This window comes from Pleurocapsa sp. PCC 7319 (genome assembly GCF_000332195.1).
Classification (GTDB): Bacteria; Cyanobacteriota; Cyanobacteriia; order Cyanobacteriales; family Xenococcaceae; genus Waterburya.
The window spans coordinates 4,786,477-4,801,805 of record NZ_KB235922.1 but is presented as its reverse complement, the minus strand read 5'-3'; the positions used below and the strand labels follow the sequence as shown (position 1 = coordinate 4,801,805).

At 38.3% G+C, this 15,329-nt stretch carries 15 protein-coding genes and 1 pseudogene; 9 read left to right on the top strand and 7 right to left on the bottom strand.

Annotated elements, in window-relative coordinates; genetic code table 11:
• Positions 1 to 35: 35 nt before the first annotated feature.
• Positions 36 to 344 (bottom strand): annotated as a pseudogene (locus PLEUR7319_RS0125910) (valine--pyruvate transaminase); the annotation flags it as partial.
• 174 nt (positions 345 to 518) lie between these two features.
• On the opposite strand from PLEUR7319_RS0125910, the gene PLEUR7319_RS0125905 reads away from it, so the two are divergent.
• Positions 519 to 773, top strand: coding sequence for a type II toxin-antitoxin system Phd/YefM family antitoxin (locus PLEUR7319_RS0125905; protein WP_019508143.1), 255 nt, complete (start codon positions 519 to 521; stop codon positions 771 to 773).
• The gene (locus tag PLEUR7319_RS0125900) at positions 770 to 1,024 is read left to right on the top strand and encodes a Txe/YoeB family addiction module toxin (protein WP_019508142.1); all 255 of its coding nucleotides are present in this window, start codon (positions 770 to 772) and stop codon (positions 1,022 to 1,024) included. The genes PLEUR7319_RS0125905 and PLEUR7319_RS0125900 overlap by 4 nt, the downstream gene beginning before the upstream one ends.
• Positions 1,025 to 1,303: 279 nt before the next feature.
• On the opposite strand, the gene PLEUR7319_RS0125895 is transcribed toward PLEUR7319_RS0125900, so the two are convergent.
• From PLEUR7319_RS0125895 to purS, 3 genes are all read right to left on the bottom strand, one after another.
• Positions 1,304 to 2,209 carry a D-hexose-6-phosphate mutarotase gene (locus tag PLEUR7319_RS0125895; RefSeq protein ID WP_019508141.1) on the bottom strand — a complete coding sequence of 302 codons (906 nt, stop codon included), beginning with the start codon at positions 2,207 to 2,209 and terminating at the stop codon, positions 1,304 to 1,306.
• A 38-nt stretch (positions 2,210 to 2,247) separates the two neighbouring features.
• Entirely contained in the window at positions 2,248 to 2,943 is a 696-nt protein-coding gene (gene purQ / locus PLEUR7319_RS0125890; protein ID WP_019508140.1) for a phosphoribosylformylglycinamidine synthase subunit PurQ, read from the bottom strand.
• Positions 2,944 to 3,075: 132 nt separating this feature from the next.
• Positions 3,076 to 3,342 carry a phosphoribosylformylglycinamidine synthase subunit PurS gene (gene purS / locus PLEUR7319_RS0125885; RefSeq protein ID WP_019508139.1) on the bottom strand — a complete coding sequence of 89 codons (267 nt, stop codon included), beginning with the start codon at positions 3,340 to 3,342 and terminating at the stop codon, positions 3,076 to 3,078.
• Between the two features lie 303 nt (positions 3,343 to 3,645).
• Here purS and PLEUR7319_RS0125880 point away from each other — a divergent pair, with 303 nt between their 5' ends.
• Positions 3,646 to 4,023, top strand: coding sequence for a Fur family transcriptional regulator (locus PLEUR7319_RS0125880; RefSeq protein WP_019508138.1), 378 nt, complete (start codon positions 3,646 to 3,648; stop codon positions 4,021 to 4,023).
• 519 nt (positions 4,024 to 4,542) lie between these two features.
• Here the strand turns inward: PLEUR7319_RS0125880 and ftsH4 are convergent.
• Complete coding sequence (ftsH4, locus tag PLEUR7319_RS0125875) at positions 4,543 to 6,423, bottom strand: ATP-dependent zinc metalloprotease FtsH4 (protein ID WP_019508137.1); 1,881 nt, start codon at positions 6,421 to 6,423, stop codon at positions 4,543 to 4,545.
• A 296-nt stretch (positions 6,424 to 6,719) separates the two neighbouring features.
• Between ftsH4 and psb34 the strand changes: the two genes are divergently transcribed.
• From psb34 to PLEUR7319_RS0125850, 5 genes are all read left to right on the top strand, one after another.
• Positions 6,720 to 6,890, top strand: a complete 171-nt coding sequence (psb34, locus tag PLEUR7319_RS40940) for a photosystem II assembly protein Psb34 (protein WP_019508136.1) — start codon at positions 6,720 to 6,722, stop codon at positions 6,888 to 6,890.
• A 119-nt stretch (positions 6,891 to 7,009) separates the two neighbouring features.
• Positions 7,010 to 7,618 carry a pentapeptide repeat-containing protein gene (locus PLEUR7319_RS0125865; protein WP_019508135.1) on the top strand — a complete coding sequence of 203 codons (609 nt, stop codon included), beginning with the start codon at positions 7,010 to 7,012 and terminating at the stop codon, positions 7,616 to 7,618.
• Positions 7,619 to 7,725: 107 nt separating this feature from the next.
• On the top strand, positions 7,726 to 9,735 hold the full coding sequence (locus PLEUR7319_RS0125860) for a DICT sensory domain-containing protein (protein WP_019508134.1): 2,010 nt from the start codon (positions 7,726 to 7,728) through the stop codon (positions 9,733 to 9,735).
• Between the two features lie 346 nt (positions 9,736 to 10,081).
• Positions 10,082 to 11,044 carry an orange carotenoid-binding protein gene (locus tag PLEUR7319_RS0125855; protein ID WP_019508133.1) on the top strand — a complete coding sequence of 321 codons (963 nt, stop codon included), beginning with the start codon at positions 10,082 to 10,084 and terminating at the stop codon, positions 11,042 to 11,044.
• Positions 11,045 to 11,368: 324 nt separating this feature from the next.
• Complete coding sequence (locus PLEUR7319_RS0125850) at positions 11,369 to 11,698, top strand: hypothetical protein (protein ID WP_019508132.1); 330 nt, start codon at positions 11,369 to 11,371, stop codon at positions 11,696 to 11,698.
• 198 nt (positions 11,699 to 11,896) lie between these two features.
• On the opposite strand, the gene PLEUR7319_RS0125845 is transcribed toward PLEUR7319_RS0125850, so the two are convergent.
• Both PLEUR7319_RS0125845 and PLEUR7319_RS0125840 read right to left on the bottom strand, forming a co-directional pair.
• Entirely contained in the window at positions 11,897 to 12,277 is a 381-nt protein-coding gene (locus PLEUR7319_RS0125845) for a DUF2237 family protein (RefSeq protein WP_019508131.1), read from the bottom strand.
• Positions 12,278 to 12,411: 134 nt separating this feature from the next.
• The gene (locus PLEUR7319_RS0125840) at positions 12,412 to 13,995 is read right to left on the bottom strand and encodes a sodium:proton antiporter (protein WP_019508130.1); all 1,584 of its coding nucleotides are present in this window, start codon (positions 13,993 to 13,995) and stop codon (positions 12,412 to 12,414) included.
• A gap of 253 nt (positions 13,996 to 14,248) precedes the next feature.
• On the opposite strand from PLEUR7319_RS0125840, the gene PLEUR7319_RS38555 reads away from it, so the two are divergent.
• Positions 14,249 to 15,292, top strand: a complete 1,044-nt coding sequence (locus tag PLEUR7319_RS38555) for a response regulator transcription factor (protein WP_019508129.1) — start codon at positions 14,249 to 14,251, stop codon at positions 15,290 to 15,292.
• The last annotated feature ends 37 nt before the right edge of the window (positions 15,293 to 15,329 follow it).

The following is a 15,329-nucleotide window of genomic DNA, read 5'->3' as shown; positions in this document are numbered from 1 at the left end:
ATATGGTTATTGCATAAGACTTTTCAATTTGAGAGGCGATCGCTTAAATTCAAATTATAACGAGCATTAAAATTATTCACTATGGCCTCAATCAGGGGGGTGTAACCCTGAGACGAACCATAACGACATACAACTTCACCGTATTCGTCGCTGTCTAACAACTCTTGAGTACAATCTCGCCACAACTGCTCAACCTCTGGCAAAATGACAGGATTCCCCGCACTGAGATTGATAAACTCTTTTCCTGCACTATTGCTCAAGGTTTCAATAATGTCTTTCATAATTGCCCTAACTCCCGTTAGTTGCGACATCTGATCACCAAATTGAGATAGAACAGGATTCATTGATAATTACCTTAAATGATAGAAAAAACAACTGTATCGCCTATTCTAACTTTAGCTTGTTAGTTGTTGATTGTTAATTGTGCGATCGCCTCACAAGCTAAAGTTTTTAAGGTGTGATGGCTAAATCCAGCTCACTATATGTACAATGATATGTACAGACACAATTTTTGTACTATGGATACTGTTACCTACACAGAATTTAGACGAAAGCTAGCTGGATATCTAAATCAAATTGAAGCAGATCGCACCCCATTAATTGTAACGAGGCAAAATGCCCCCTCAGTAGTAATAATGAGTTTGGATGACTTTAATGCTTATGAGGCGACTTTTCACCTCTTGTCGAGTAAAAATAATGCAGATAGATTAGATAGTGCGATCAAGGAACTTCGTTCTGGAGGTGGAACAGAACGGGAATTAATTGAAGAATGAAGCTGATATTTGGCGAAAAAGCCTGGGAAGATTACCTATACTGGCAGCAAACAGATAAAAAAATTCTCAAACGTATAAATAAACTAATCAAAGATATAAAGAGAAATCCATTCGAGGGGATTGGCGATCCAGAACCACTTAAATATAATTGGTCAGGTTTTTGGTCGAGAAGAATCACCAAAGAACATCGACTAGTTTATGCAGTGGAGCAAGATTCGTTATTAATTGCTCAGTGTCGATTTCATTACTAACCTGAATTTCCTCTTTTCTTCCTGCCGAAGACTCTCGCTTTTACCGATGAGAGGATGACAATACTTAGATTTTGAGAGGCGATCTCGCTCAAGTTGATTCATTGATAATCACCTTAATAAATGATAGAGAAAACAACTGATCGGTTATTCTAACTTTAGTTTGTCAGTTGTTGATTGTTAATTTTGCGATCGCTTTAGAAGTTAACAGTTGGAGAGTTTGAGGGACTTACAGCCTCTTAAACTAATCGTAAAGGTTCGGTATTAAATAAACTTTATAGCTTATAGCTGTTCAAGAGCATATCGAGCGACCATTTTGTATTCACTACCCGCAGCAACTTCAATTACCTCATTAGCTGCATTAGCAGTTTCAACACAGACAAAATTTTTGTAGTCTAGATCGCCTAAATCAGCCATATTTGCTGAGATAGTTGCTCCAGGATTCCAAACAATTGCTGTATTACTATTGGAGGTTTTAATTTTAATCTTTCTCTGGAATGCTGCATCATCAATAATTAATTCTGAGGGTACGTTTAAATAAATGCGATCGCATTCTCCAGAAAAAGTAACTGCACCAGTTTGAGTCTTTTGCTTACCACTATCAACCTTATCAATATAAGTTTTATCTTCTACACCGAGTACTTGTACTTGATTGATATCTCCCACTTTAAAGTAAGTATGTAAGGCTTGAGTAATTGAAAATGGTTGCTCTCCTGTATTGCGGGTAATTAATTCGATAGTCAGAGAACTGCCAACAGTAATGGCGATCGCTAAATCAAAAGCATAATCCCAAATTTTTCTAGTTTCCTCCGTATCTACCAGTCCCATAGTTACTTTAGTTGCGCCATCTTGGGTGGTACCGACTTCTCTCATTTGCCAGAGACGATTACGGACAAAACCATGGCTGGAACGTCCTTTAGATTCTGGATCGGGACCAAACCAAGGCCAACAAATTGGCACCCCACCTTTCATCGCTTTTCCCTCTTGATGATAGGCTTTACTACTAAAAAACATCATGTCCTCTGCTTGATCGAGAGGCTGAAAAGATATTACTTGACCTGCATAGAGCGAGATTAAAGCCTTGGCATATTCATTATTGATTTCGATGAGGGGAAAATCACCTTGCCCTGATACAAACTTTACTTTGTTGGCAATGCCGTAATCTGCGTTCAACTGCTCAATGTTCATCTCGATTTACCTATTTATGCCTTTTCTTGCTTAGTATACTAGGCAACAGCCAAGGAATTCAGTAATCCCTGAAACATCGCTAGACCATCTGTACTACCAATTGCTCGATCTGCTGCTCTTTCTGGATGAGGCATCATCCCCAATACATTTCCCTGCTGATTAATGATTCCCGCTATATTATTTGCCGAGCCATTGGGATTATTAGCGGAGTTGATTTCCCCCGATACACTACTGTAACGGAACAGTACCTGATGATTATCTTCCAAAGCTTTCAAAGTATCATCATCGGCATAATAACAGCCTTCTCCATGAGCGATGGGGAGAGTAATTATCTGTTGAGCTTGGTAATTTTGTGTCCAAATTAAATCGTTGCGTTCAACTTTAATTGGGACGCGATCGCAAATGAAATGTAAACCACGATTGCGAATTAACGCTCCTGGTAATAAACCAACTTCTGTTAGAACTTGAAAACCATTACAAATACCTAAGACATACTTACCTTGTTTAGCGTGTTCGATGATGCTATCCATCACTGGTGAAAATTGTGCGATCGCTCCACAACGGAGATAATCACCGTAGCTAAAGCCCCCAGGAACTATAACAATGTCTAAATCAGAAATATCTGTTTCCTGATGCCATACCATGCGGGTTGGTGCAGCTAATAGCCCTTGAGTGACCGTCGAAATATCGCGATCGCAATTGGAACCAGGAAATACTATAACTCCAAATTTCATTAATCTACTCCTGTGGTGATAGTACCTAAAAAAGCTCTAAGCTTTAAGCTTTAAGCTTTAAGCTTTAAGTTAATGGGTTTAATTGAGCTTGTAGCTTATGACTTATGGCTTATAGCTACGAGCTTCGCTCGTTTACGCTGTCGCTAATTCAGTTAGTTCAAAGCAATAATTTTCAATTACCGTATTGGCTAACAGGCGATCGCACATCTCATCTAAATGTTGTTTAGCCTCATCTTCGTTAGCTGCGGTTAATTTTAATTCAATGTACTTGCCAATTCTGACCGATTCAACTTCGGTATATCCCATCTGCTTTAGTCCTGATTCTACCGCCGTTCCTGCTGGATCGAGTACTGAAGAACGTAAGGTAACATAAATACGAGCATGATATTTGCTAGCCATAGAATTTTTATTATTTATTGATTACTAACAGCTAAATTACCTATTTGATTTTATAGCTAAGAAGTACCAAATAACTGAACGTGAGTTCGAAGTTTGGAATTCGGAGTTAGGAGTTATATTTGTTTAAACGAAAAAATAGGGATTTTAGAGATCTGGAAATTAGAAAGTTGTACAGTTTTTAACTTTTTTCTACTTTGTCGAACTGACGTTAACTAAATTCAAATATCGATCTCTCAGTTTACCCCAGTAAAATATATCTAGATTACGCGTAAGATATACTTAGGTTCGATAAAAAATCAAATTATGAAAGCGCAACGTACCCGTTCCCAAGAGCGAATAATGGCAGTTCTCCAAAGTCTAAAGCGTTCTATTTCAGCTCAAGACCTTTATATCGAACTACGAAATCGAAAACAAGATATGGGCTTGGCAACGGTTTATCGTTCTTTAGAAGCTTTAAAAATTCAAGGAGAGGTTCAAGTACGCACTTTAGCTAATGGAGAGTCGGTCTATAGCTCTATTCAAAGCGATCGCCATCATCTGACTTGCGTTAACTGCGGTGTATCTATTCCTATTGATGAGTGTCCTGTTCACGATTTAGAAAGACAGTTAGAACAGTCTCATCAGTTTAAAGTTTTTTATCATACCTTAGAGTTTTTTGGCTTATGCCAAAAGTGTCACTAATTTAGTTCTATACATTTTATGTGGATTAGCTTCGTTCACATATTTTTATTTTTAGCTCTAAGCTTTAAGCTTTAAGTTAACTCACTGTAATTCTTCCCTATTCTTTCCCGATCACTTTTTATCTTGAAGAATATACCAACTAATTTAATTGGAGATCTGGAGATGTCGGAAGAAAAATTAACCGTAGTTAATTGCGTAATGCTAATCGCTTTGATTCTGTTTATTATTGTCTAATAGTCTCGATTTGCTTTAGTAAATGCAAAATATTATATTATTTACGTTTTTAGTTATCACAATTTGTTGATAGAGGCATGGAGTGCGCTCTTACCAGGATTTATTGCACAAAGGTATTTTTAGAAATTGATATTTTAAGATAATTAAAAAGCGATCGCCTTACGGAATTGGGCGATCGCTTGTCGTATTCTTGTTTCTATTTGGTATAAGACAGATTTTCTGTAGGGGCGAACCGCCGTTCGCCCTTACAAAATTTTTGTGTCTCAAGTATTTTTCAAATTGATATTAAACAGTTAGAGCTTCTTTTGCAGGTTCATGAGCTTGATTTAAGAAGTCTTGCAACTTACTACCTTCAATTACTTCCACCTCTAAAATTTGCTGTGCGATCGTTTCTAATAGCTCGCGATTGTCTTTCAGGATATCTAAAGCCTGTTGGTGGGCAGTTTCCACAATGTCTTTTACTTCTAAATCGATCGCTTTAGCGGTTTCATCGCTCACCATACGACGAGGATTCATGGCACCATTGCCCAAGAAATTGTTTTGCTGTCCTTTTTCGTAAGCTAAAGGTCCTAACACTTTGCTCATGCCATAGGTAGTAACCATGCGTTCGGCTAAGTCTGTAGCTCGTTGCAGATCGTTTGATGCCCCAGTAGTAATACTGCCAAAGATAATCTCTTCAGCCGCCCTGCCACCTAAAAGTGTGGCAATTTGGTCGCGTAATTCTGATTCAGACATTAAGAAACGATCTTCTGTGGGCATTTGCAATGTATAACCTAAAGCTGCCATACCGCGAGGAACAATAGATATCTTAGCAACCTTCCCTCCTCCAGGCATAACTGCACCAACTAGAGCATGACCGACTTCATGATAGGCGACAATTTTTTTCTCTTTATCGCTTAAGACACGACTTTTCTTTTCTAAACCAGCAACAATACGTTCGATCGCTTCATTAAAGTCAGCTTGAGTTACTTTTTCTTGTCTATTTCTAGCAGCCAATAAAGCAGCTTCGTTGACTAAGTTGGCGAGATCCGCACCAGCAAAACCAGGAGTACGAGTGGCTATTTGTTTAAGATCGACTTCTGTATCTAATTTCACTTTCGCAGCATAGATTTCTAAAATTTTGAGACGACCAGACAAATCGGGACGATCTACTAAGACTTGTCTGTCAAAACGACCAGGACGTAATAAAGCTGGATCGAGAGTTTCAGGACGGTTGGTAGCAGCTAAGACAATTACTGTTGCATCTCCAGCAGCGAAACCATCCATTTCGGTTAACAACTGGTTCAGGGTTTGCTCTCTCTCGTCATTTCCCCCAGCAAAACCATTGCCAGCACGAGATTTTCCGATGGCATCCAACTCATCAATAAAAATAATACAAGGAGCTTTCTTTTTCGCCTGTTCAAATAAATCTCTAACTCTAGCTGCCCCCGCGCCAACAAATAACTCGACAAATTCAGAGCCAGAAATACTGAAGAAAGGTACTCCCGCTTCTCCTGCTACTGCTTTTGCCATGAGAGTTTTACCAGTTCCAGGAGGACCAACTAATAAAACGCCTTTGGGTATACGTGCGCCGATAGTTGTAAAGCGTTCTGGAGTTTTGAGAAACTCGACAATTTCGGTTAATTCAGTTTTAGCCTCTTCTACTCCCGCTACGTCATCAAAGGTAATTTTAGTTGATTCTTCCTCCACATATACTTTGGCTTTACTCTTAGTAATCGATAGGGCTCCTTGAGGACCCCCCGCACCCATACTACGACTGATAAAAAACTGCCAAATACCAACAAAAATCAGCGGAGGAATTACCCAACTGAGAATGCTTCCCAACCAATTATTTTTTGGTGGTGGTGCAGCAGCAAATTCTACTCCCTGTGCTTCTAAGCGTTTGGGTAATTCTAAGTCCAGAACAGGATTAGTTCTAAAAACTGTTGTCCCTTGTTCCGCTTCTGTTTTGAGTTCATAGGTAATTTGATTTTGTCCTACAGAAGCTCTTGCAACTTCGCCATCATCTACCTGATCGATAAATAAGCTGTAGGGAACTTGAGGAATGGGATTCCCAAACAACTGGGGAAACAACAGGTTAGACAGTAGATATAGTGCCGATACTAAAAAAATGATATTGGCAATCAGACGCGATCGCGAGCCTGGAGGTCTATCTTTTACGCCCATAATATTTTTACTCTAATTAAAAGTTGCGTGTTTTGTTAATTACTCATAATTGTAAGTTTTCTTTACAAAACTTATGTTGGATGAAGAGGGAGTAGTATCCGTAATTTTTAGTACGGCTTGAAAAGTTGCAATTAGATCAATCCGCTTCAGAGTTAAGCTGTTGGTCAAGAAAATTGGTGTTGATTAGTCTAAAGAATCTTAAGCAAAAATTAAATTCGTCAAGTGCAGTTAACAAAATGTAACAATTATGATATTGTTATTTACATAAGTTAACAAACACAAGGTAATAACAAATTATGACTACTGTATCTGACGAAAACGGCATCATGAACAACTTCGCTAAAGAGCCACAAATGTACTATGCAGAAGCTCCTACTTCTCAAGAAAAGCGCGGTTATGTACTCTGGGGAGCGATCGCGTTGGTTGTAGTTACAGCTTCAGTCTTAACTGCAGTTGTTGTCAGCTAGATTGAGTTAGAACTAAATCTTACTTATACACATCACCTCGGCTCCCCTCCGAGGTTGTTTAATTAAAGACTGTTTACATATTACTCTCAAGTTCTTCAAGCACATTAGCCCTGGATTAAATGTTTTATTTGCATCCACATAAATTCAAGACCAAGATAATTGATACTTCCCAACTTATAGAACGCTATGTATCGGGAAGACGTGATTTTAGTCGAGTCAATTTGACAAGAGTTTCACTCAACGATGTCAATTTAAGTGATATTAAATTGTGGCAAGCAAATTTAGCGGAAATTAATCTTAGTCGTGCCAGCTTACGCAAAGCTGATTTAAGGGAAAGTAATCTTTCAGGAGCAAATTTATGGCGAACAGACTTAGGCTGCGCCAGTTTATCTAATGCTAAATGTAGTCATGCCCTACTGATTCGCACAAATCTTCAGCAGGCCAATTTATCCCAATCATTGTTCGATCATGCAGACATGCGTTTATTATGTTTGATGGGTGCAAATTTACAAGGTGCTGATTTATCAGGTGCAAATCTCAGTTTTGCTGACTTACGTGGTGCGAATTTGTCAGGAGCAAATCTGAGTGGAACTATACTGATGGGGGCAAACCTAAGCCAAGCAAATCTAGGCAATACGAACTTAGAAGAGGCTTTTTTAGAACGAGCAGAACTAAACGAAGCTATATTACCTGCTGAAGCAAAAAATAAAGTTCAATTGACTTGGTGAGAGAGGGGTCACATCGGGGACTTTTGACAAAAGTTAAACAGTCCATAATCTAGTTTAAATGGTTCAAAACAAAAGATTATTGCTAGTAAATTATTGTGAGGAACAAGATGTATCTGACTAATTCTCTACTTGGGGACTTGGTAACAGAACATCCCAATCTTCGTTGCCAAATATACTTCAAATCATCGTTGACTGCCTTAACTCGTGCAATGCAAGATTTAGTTTTGGCTGATAACGAGAAGTATTTGGTAATTGCCAACTTTCAGCAAGAAAAGTTTTTTAATCAGCAAGCAGGGCGTTTTCAGCGCATGGCACAAAAAAGTGATCATGTTTATATATTAGGAGTCCCTAATCCAGAATCCAGCTTTGCTGTAGCTAATTCTGGATATGAAACTATTCCCCTCCAACCGACAGATACTTTAGCGGGAGAAAGGTATTTAGTCATTATTGGTCAGCAGTATTCAGCTTGCTTGGCGGTAAGAGATAGGCTCTCGATAACAGATTTAAGAAATGCGTCTTCTGTAGTAGAACAGGGGGAAAGATTTGAGGGTGTTTGGAGTTTTGACCGCGATATTGCTTATACGGCTGCCGACTGGTTATTAGGGATGATTGCTAATTATCGCCCTGAATTGAAGGATAAAACTCTGCAAGCGAGACATTTATTTAAATTAGGTCACGAATTAGATAATAAATCGTTGCGAGCCACTCGTTCTCATTCTATCGATTTAGGAATCTTTTCTCAGCGTTTAGTAACATACCTCCAAGCTGGTCAGTACAAATTACTCAAAGCTTATAAATCGATCGCTACAGCCGAACGCAAAGAGTACTTAATTAATAGAATAGCCGCAGCCCAGCGCAGTTCTTTTAATCCCCAAGAAATTCTCAAAACCACTGTCAAGGAATTGGGTCAGCTATTTCCTGACTGTCGCTGTCTACTATATCGTCTCGACCCTAATGATACAGAGGTTCAAATAGAATACGAATATAAACCTTTGTCTATGAAATCTTTGGTTGGTCAGCAATGGTCAATAGCCACAAATCCTTTATTTATAGCTGCGCAAGCGCAAAAGTCTACTCTGGCAATTGAAGATGTCAGTAACAATCCCTATCTGAATGAAAATCCAGTTATCAAAGATAAAATTGTTCGGGCAGGAATACACTCTTGGTTAATGGTTTCTATTCGTTATCAAGGGCAGTTATTAGGTATGCTGGAGCTTCATTATGGAGGCGATCGTAACTTTCAATGGAAAGCAGAAGATATTTCTTTAGTTGAAGCTGTGACCGTAAGTGCAGGAGCAGCATTAACCCAAGCCAGTGCCTATACTAATTTAGTTGAATTAAATACTCAATTAGAAGCAGTTGAGCGTATTCAGAGTAATTTAATTGCGATCGTGGGACACGAGCTTAGAACCCCTTTATCAACGATTCGTATTTGTCTAGAAAGTTTGGCAACTGAGCCAGATATGCCGATGGAATTTAAGAATACGATGCTGGATACCGCTTTAGGAGATACGGAGCGATTGGGACAGCTGATTCAGAATTTTCTCACACTTTCTCGATTAGAAGCAGGGAAAGCTTACCGCAATATACGCAATATTGAATCACTCACGATTGACTATGCTTTAAATTTGGCTCTCCGTAACATTCAAAAAAATTCTCAGGTAAAAACAATACCAGAGATTCGAGTCGAATTACCCCATCATTTACCTTCAATTATGGCTGATATTGATGGGTTAGTTGAAGTTTTTACAAAGCTCTTAGATAATGCTTGTAAATTTACTCCTAGTTATGGGGAGATTGTGATTACTGCTCGAATTAAGGATGCAAAATATACTATAGTTCCGCCTGAGACTCGTCAGGAGTTAGAAATCATTATTACCGATACGGGATGCGGTATTGATCAGAGTGAGCTAGAAATTATTTTTGATCGCTTTTCTCAATCGGAAAGTTATCTACGTCGCACAGTCAGTGGAGTAGGTTTAGGCTTGGTAATTTGTCGCAAAATCATCCAAGGTATGGGTGGACAAATTTGGGCTTATAGCGAAGGCAAAAATAAAGGAAGTCAGTTTCACTTCACCCTCCCTATTGAATCTCAATCCCCGACAGATATTTTGTGAACCGTAAAAGACAATCAGAACTCTGCTATATGAATTTCATACTTGCAGCAATATCTCTTAAAAAACACATTCGCTAGGTGCAGAATGGGGAACAAGGTCAAAACCAAGAGCCTGAGCTTTTTGCTCAAGATATGAGAGAGTGCGACCTACTTTCCGATCTAAATCTAAGGATAGATAAATATTGACACATCAACCATTAGTCTTATAAATATCAAGACCTAAACAATTCAAAAAAAGCAATATTAACAAACAAAAGTTAATATTGCTCAACATATGTTTATAATATAATTAACGTTTCTCATAGAAAACGTTTTCGATTGCAAACAAATTAAACGGAGGTACCTCTGTGCCATTCACTATCGATTCAGCACGTAACATATTCTCATCAAATACTTTATCTGCTGATGCAGTACCTGCATTAACAGCCAGATTCAATCAGCTTAGTGCTGAAGATCAACTGGCTTGGATTTGGTTTGCCTACTTGGAGATGGGTAAAACTATTACTGTTGCAGCTCCAGGAGCAGCAAATATGCAATTTGCCGAGCCTACCCTGGATGAAATCAAGGCCATGGGTTTTCAAGAACAGTCTCAGGTAATGTGCGATTTAGCTAACCATGCAGACACTCCCATTTGTCGCACCTATGCCACTTGGAGTCCTAATATTAAGCTTGGTTTTTGGTACCGATTAGGAGAATGGATGGAGCAGGGGATAGTTGCTCCTATTCCCGAAGGATATAAGCTTTCAGCTAATGCTTCTGCTGTTTTATCATCGCTTCAAGGATTAGATTCGGGTCAACAAATCACAGTATTACGTAATACTGTGGTCGATATGGGATTTGACACTTCTAAAATGGGAAGCTTTACCAAAGTTAGCGAACCTGTCGCTCCTCCCACAGAAATGTCAAAAAGAACCAAGGTCAGCATTGAAGGCGTTACCAATCAGACTGTATTAAACTACATGAACTTATTGAACGCTAATGACTTTGACGAGCTAATCAAACTGTTTACAGATGATGGTGCGCTCCAACCTCCTTTTAAAAGACCAATTGTCGGTAAAGATGCAGTTTTAAAATTCTTTAAAGAAGAATGTCCCAATCTTAAATTAGCTCCAGAGCGTGGTGTTTCTGAATCTGCTGATGAAGGTTACACTCAGATCAAAGTAACCGGAAAAGTACAAACTCCCTGGTTTGGTGCTGGTGTAGGGATGAATATGTCTTGGAGATTTTTACTTAATGCAGAGAATAAGATTTTCTTTGTAGCGATCGATCTTTTGGCATCTCCCAAGGAGCTACTAAACTTAGCTGGTTAAATAACGATCTAGCAAAAGTTAATCTAGTTGGTTCCAGCCAACCTAGTTTCGTAATTGTAGTTTGCAGTATAACACACACACGAGTAAACTACCAATTAAAATGAGGGATAGTTTAGTTTATTTAGAGAAGTTATTTATAGAGCTAATCAAATAAAATGCTATCTCTCAAAACAGAATAAGCTAACTGTCACAGCAGACTATTTAACTATTTATTTATCTAGATTTGTGTTGCCTAAACTTAGTTTGGGCTCTTGTGATGAATACAATTTAGTAATCCGTGACAGATTTCTTGAATATATGTATTAAATTTAAAGTCGATATTTGATGTTACAAGATAGTGAGAAACAATGGTCGGAAACTGAGAAACAAATTGCCCAACAAGCATTGCAAACAGCTCATCAACGAGAAACCTCTGCCTTAATCGCTAATATCCGCGATCGCGCTAGTTCTCTTACAGAGCTAGAGGATCTATGGTATCTACATGATTTATTAAGTACCAAAAGGCATGAAATAGATGGTAAGTACGAATATAATCAGTCTACCATTGTGTTTGATTTTGCTAGATTAGTCAAAGAAGGATGGCTTCGTCTCGAAGATATACAGGGTTTGAAGCCAGAAACGCTTTCTAAAATATCTGTGTTGGCACGCATGTAGCTGATCTTTAGCTTAGATTGGATTGAATCATTAATGAGAGAAATGACTCAATCCAATCTCTTTAGTTTTTTTACCAAATGTTGTTTCAACTCATTACTCATTACTTAATTTTTTAAGTAACCTATAGGAAACGGATTTAATATCACTTGACTGCTTATCCACTACTCTGGACTTAGTGATAAATATATCGTGCCTTTACTAGAAACTTGATTTCAAGTCCAGCGAATGTTCTTTGAGAACTTCTAAAGGGAAATAATCCAACATCGCTTCGTGAGTTGCTTCTAGATTAATTGGGGGAGCAAAACCAGCTTCCAAAGCTTCTTTCCAGCGCGAGGCACAAAGACACCAGCAGTCTCCTGGCTTGAGTCCAGGGAAATTGTACATCGGTATGGGAGTACTGAGATCGTTGCCTCGTTCTTTACTAAAGGCTAAAAACTTAGCAGTTACTTCCGCGCAGACGATATGTACTCCCTGATCCTGAGGACCTGTTTCACATCGTCCATTGCGGTAAAATCCTGTCATGGGAGACTTACAACAAACCTTGAGTTCTTGACCCAAAACATTTTTAGCTGATGTCATACTGAGTTCTCACAATTTTCCGACAATAATCCGACATTTATTTTAGATTTTAGCCAAATTGTGCAAAAAAAAACGCTCAACAGGAACGTCTTTTGAGAATTAATTTAATGATTGATTACTTCTAGGTTCAGAAATTAAGTATCTCCAGCTTTAGCCATTATTTCTTGTAAAACAGGAGAGAGATTTTCATTCAACTTACCAGCACGAATAAACTCGGCGTAGGTGTCGGCTTCTATATCCAAAAGCTGTTCTTGCAACTGTTCCATGGTAAGCGATCGCAAGTTTTCGTGTTCTCGCTGTAAGGTGTCAATTTTATCTTCTATGCCTTGTAATTCTCCTTTAACCAATCCCTGCTGGTAGCGATAGTACTCGGGATCGATCTCAGAAGCCAATTCATTATTATTTAAGTAATTAATCACCCGTCCCAAAGCTACTTTCCGAGCGAGCAGTTCAGAGTATTCCTGACGTAAAGGCTGATCGCCAATTAAATCTAATGATTTCAACAACCACTTAGTTGTCAATCCTTGTACCAAAAGAGTAAATAAAACTACACCAAAAACCGTATTAATAATTTCTTGTCTCCCTGTAAAGATGATCGGAACACTTAGGGCAATAGCGATTGATACAGATCCTCTCAGACCACCCCACCAAAGTACAGTTTGCTCTCGAAGATTAAGTTGGGTTTTGCTCAACAAATTACTCAGATTACCCAAGCCAAAGATGACAATTGCTCTGGTAACTAAAACAGTGGCGATCGCCACAATGATCAAATCGATATTTTTTTGGAGGCTAGCAAAATTAATTTGATCTCCAATCAGTAAAAATACAATGGAATTAACAAAAAATGCTAGAAAATCCCAAAATTCCGATACTAGCAATCGAGTACGGGGGTTCATACCAATTCGAGAACCAAAGTTGCCCAAGATAATACCGACGGTGACGACACCAATTACCCCAGACCCGCCTAATTCTTCAGTAATCAAATAAGTTCCATAAGCTGAAACTAAGGTTAATGACTGCTCTACTAAGGGCAAATCAAATCTTTGGGTTAGATAAGAAATACCAAAACCAATAATACTGCCAATTCCTAATCCGATCCCCACAAAGGTAAGAAAACGAATTACGATGCTTGAGATAGCAAAATCGCCTCCCCCGATAGCAATATCAACCAACAGCAGAAATGCCACTACCGCTACCCCATCATTAAACAGACTTTCGCCTTCCATAACGATAGTTAGACGTTTACTTGCTCCTAATTCCCGAAACAATGCTACCACCGAGACAGGATCAGTTGCCGATAAACTCGCACCGACCAATAGAGCTGTTGCCAAAGATAAATCTGTAAAATGACTCAAGGGGAATGCTATCCCCACCACAGAAATCACTACACCGATAATGGCGAACAGACTAACAGGTAGTAGACTATCCTTGAGACTACGCCAACGAATATTCCATGCTGCTTCAAATAATAAAGGAGGCAGAAAAATTTCTAGAATTAACTCTGGAGATAGATTAACCAAACGAATATCCACAAAAGCCAATCCTAATCCCACAATTACCAATAGCAAGGTGTAAGGAATTTGCCTAAACCAACTAAAAATTCGCGACACTGTCGCAACACTCAAAGATACGGATAAAACTATCAGAAATTGCTCCAGATTCCCTTTGATAGAAATCTCAGATAGACTCGGTTCTACTGTCAACAAGATTGTTTGCATAAAATCAATAAAATAATGCCGTAATTGTAGTTGTGTTGCTCATCTATAATCAATAAATAAATCTGCTGGCTAAGTCAAGTAACTACATTTAGTAACTTATTTACATCTTGCCAGACGCTTCTTTACAATCACTTGAAGACTTGGTACACGATGTCTTTTTAGCTGAATAATCAATTAAGATAATCAGAAATATAAATTGTGTTTTAGCAGCATATAGTTATTAAGTTAATTTAGCAATCATAGGAGTATTGACATGATTAACATTTTATTGGTAGATGATCAGGCTCTTTTATGTGAAGTTCTAAAAACTTGGCTGGATGTAGAAGAAGATCTACAGGTAGCAGGGGTTGCTCATAACGGTCAGGAAGCTATTGAACAAGTAGAGAAATTACAGCCTGATATTGTGTTGATGGATATAGATATGCCCAAAATGGATGGCTTAAATGCTACCAAAATAATCACTCAGCGTTTTCCCAAAGTAAAAGTGATTTTTTTAAGCGGTCATGATGATGATACTTATTTGGGTAAATCTTTACGGGCAGGAGCAAAAGGATATCTCCTCAAAAATACTACTGCAGAAGAATTAGTCCAGAAAATACGCTCCGTAAATAATAATGTCAACTTACTAGAATCAGAAAAAGATCAAGCCTTATTAGTAAGTCTGCAATTTCGGTTAGAAGAATTAGTGGAGACCTACCGACACAAATTCCAAAAACAAATCGAAGAATATAAAGATTCCCTCGAAAATGTAGATCGTCTAGAGCAATTAGAGCAAAAATATGAAAAGCGTTTAGATGAAATCGAGAATAAACTGCACATTACCCAAACAGCTAGAATTAATGAACTAGATGTTAAAAATCAGTCTAGTTGGGAATCAATTCGTCAAGAACTAATTAATGTCGATAATCAATTTAATCATATAAATCGTAATTTGAGCGCGCAATTCAATCAGCAAATTAGTCTTTTAAAACAAGATTTAGATAGTAAATTATCTAGTGCGTTAGATGATTGGTCGCGTCAAAGAGCTGCATTACAAGAATGGGCGGTTCAACGAGACGAAATGCGCCCTTCTCTTGAAGAATATGAATCAAAAAATCGTCATGAACTGATGTCGGTAGTCAATCCCATTAAAGATTCATTTCGAGATATAGATCGGCAAATGCAGATGATGCGCAAGTGGTTGTTTGCTAGTGGACTAATCACAATTATGGCTCTGGGTCTTTCTGGCTATTTGTTAGTGTCTGGGGTTAAATCCAGTAACTTATTAGTTACTCCTCGCAACGAAACTATTAACTGACTACTAACTAAATTGCTCCTGATATTTAACTCATATT

Coding starts and splice junctions, on each gene's coding strand:
- psb34 (WP_019508136.1), top strand. CDS start 6,720: ATGACTACTGTATCTGACGAAAACGGCATCATGAACAACTTCGCTAAA.
- PLEUR7319_RS0125840 (WP_019508130.1), bottom strand. CDS start 13,995: ATGCAAACAATCTTGTTGACAGTAGAACCGAGTCTATCTGAGATTTCT.
- PLEUR7319_RS0125880 (WP_019508138.1), top strand. CDS start 3,646: ATGAAAGCGCAACGTACCCGTTCCCAAGAGCGAATAATGGCAGTTCTC.
- purS (WP_019508139.1), bottom strand. CDS start 3,342: ATGGCTAGCAAATATCATGCTCGTATTTATGTTACCTTACGTTCTTCA.
- PLEUR7319_RS0125865 (WP_019508135.1), top strand. CDS start 7,010: ATGTTTTATTTGCATCCACATAAATTCAAGACCAAGATAATTGATACT.
- PLEUR7319_RS38555 (WP_019508129.1), top strand. CDS start 14,249: ATGATTAACATTTTATTGGTAGATGATCAGGCTCTTTTATGTGAAGTT.
- PLEUR7319_RS0125860 (WP_019508134.1), top strand. CDS start 7,726: ATGTATCTGACTAATTCTCTACTTGGGGACTTGGTAACAGAACATCCC.
- ftsH4 (WP_019508137.1), bottom strand. CDS start 6,423: ATGGGCGTAAAAGATAGACCTCCAGGCTCGCGATCGCGTCTGATTGCC.
- PLEUR7319_RS0125900 (WP_019508142.1), top strand. CDS start 770: ATGAAGCTGATATTTGGCGAAAAAGCCTGGGAAGATTACCTATACTGG.
- PLEUR7319_RS0125895 (WP_019508141.1), bottom strand. CDS start 2,209: ATGAACATTGAGCAGTTGAACGCAGATTACGGCATTGCCAACAAAGTA.
- purQ (WP_019508140.1), bottom strand. CDS start 2,943: ATGAAATTTGGAGTTATAGTATTTCCTGGTTCCAATTGCGATCGCGAT.
- PLEUR7319_RS0125850 (WP_019508132.1), top strand. CDS start 11,369: ATGTTACAAGATAGTGAGAAACAATGGTCGGAAACTGAGAAACAAATT.
- PLEUR7319_RS0125905 (WP_019508143.1), top strand. CDS start 519: ATGGATACTGTTACCTACACAGAATTTAGACGAAAGCTAGCTGGATAT.
- PLEUR7319_RS0125845 (WP_019508131.1), bottom strand. CDS start 12,277: ATGACATCAGCTAAAAATGTTTTGGGTCAAGAACTCAAGGTTTGTTGT.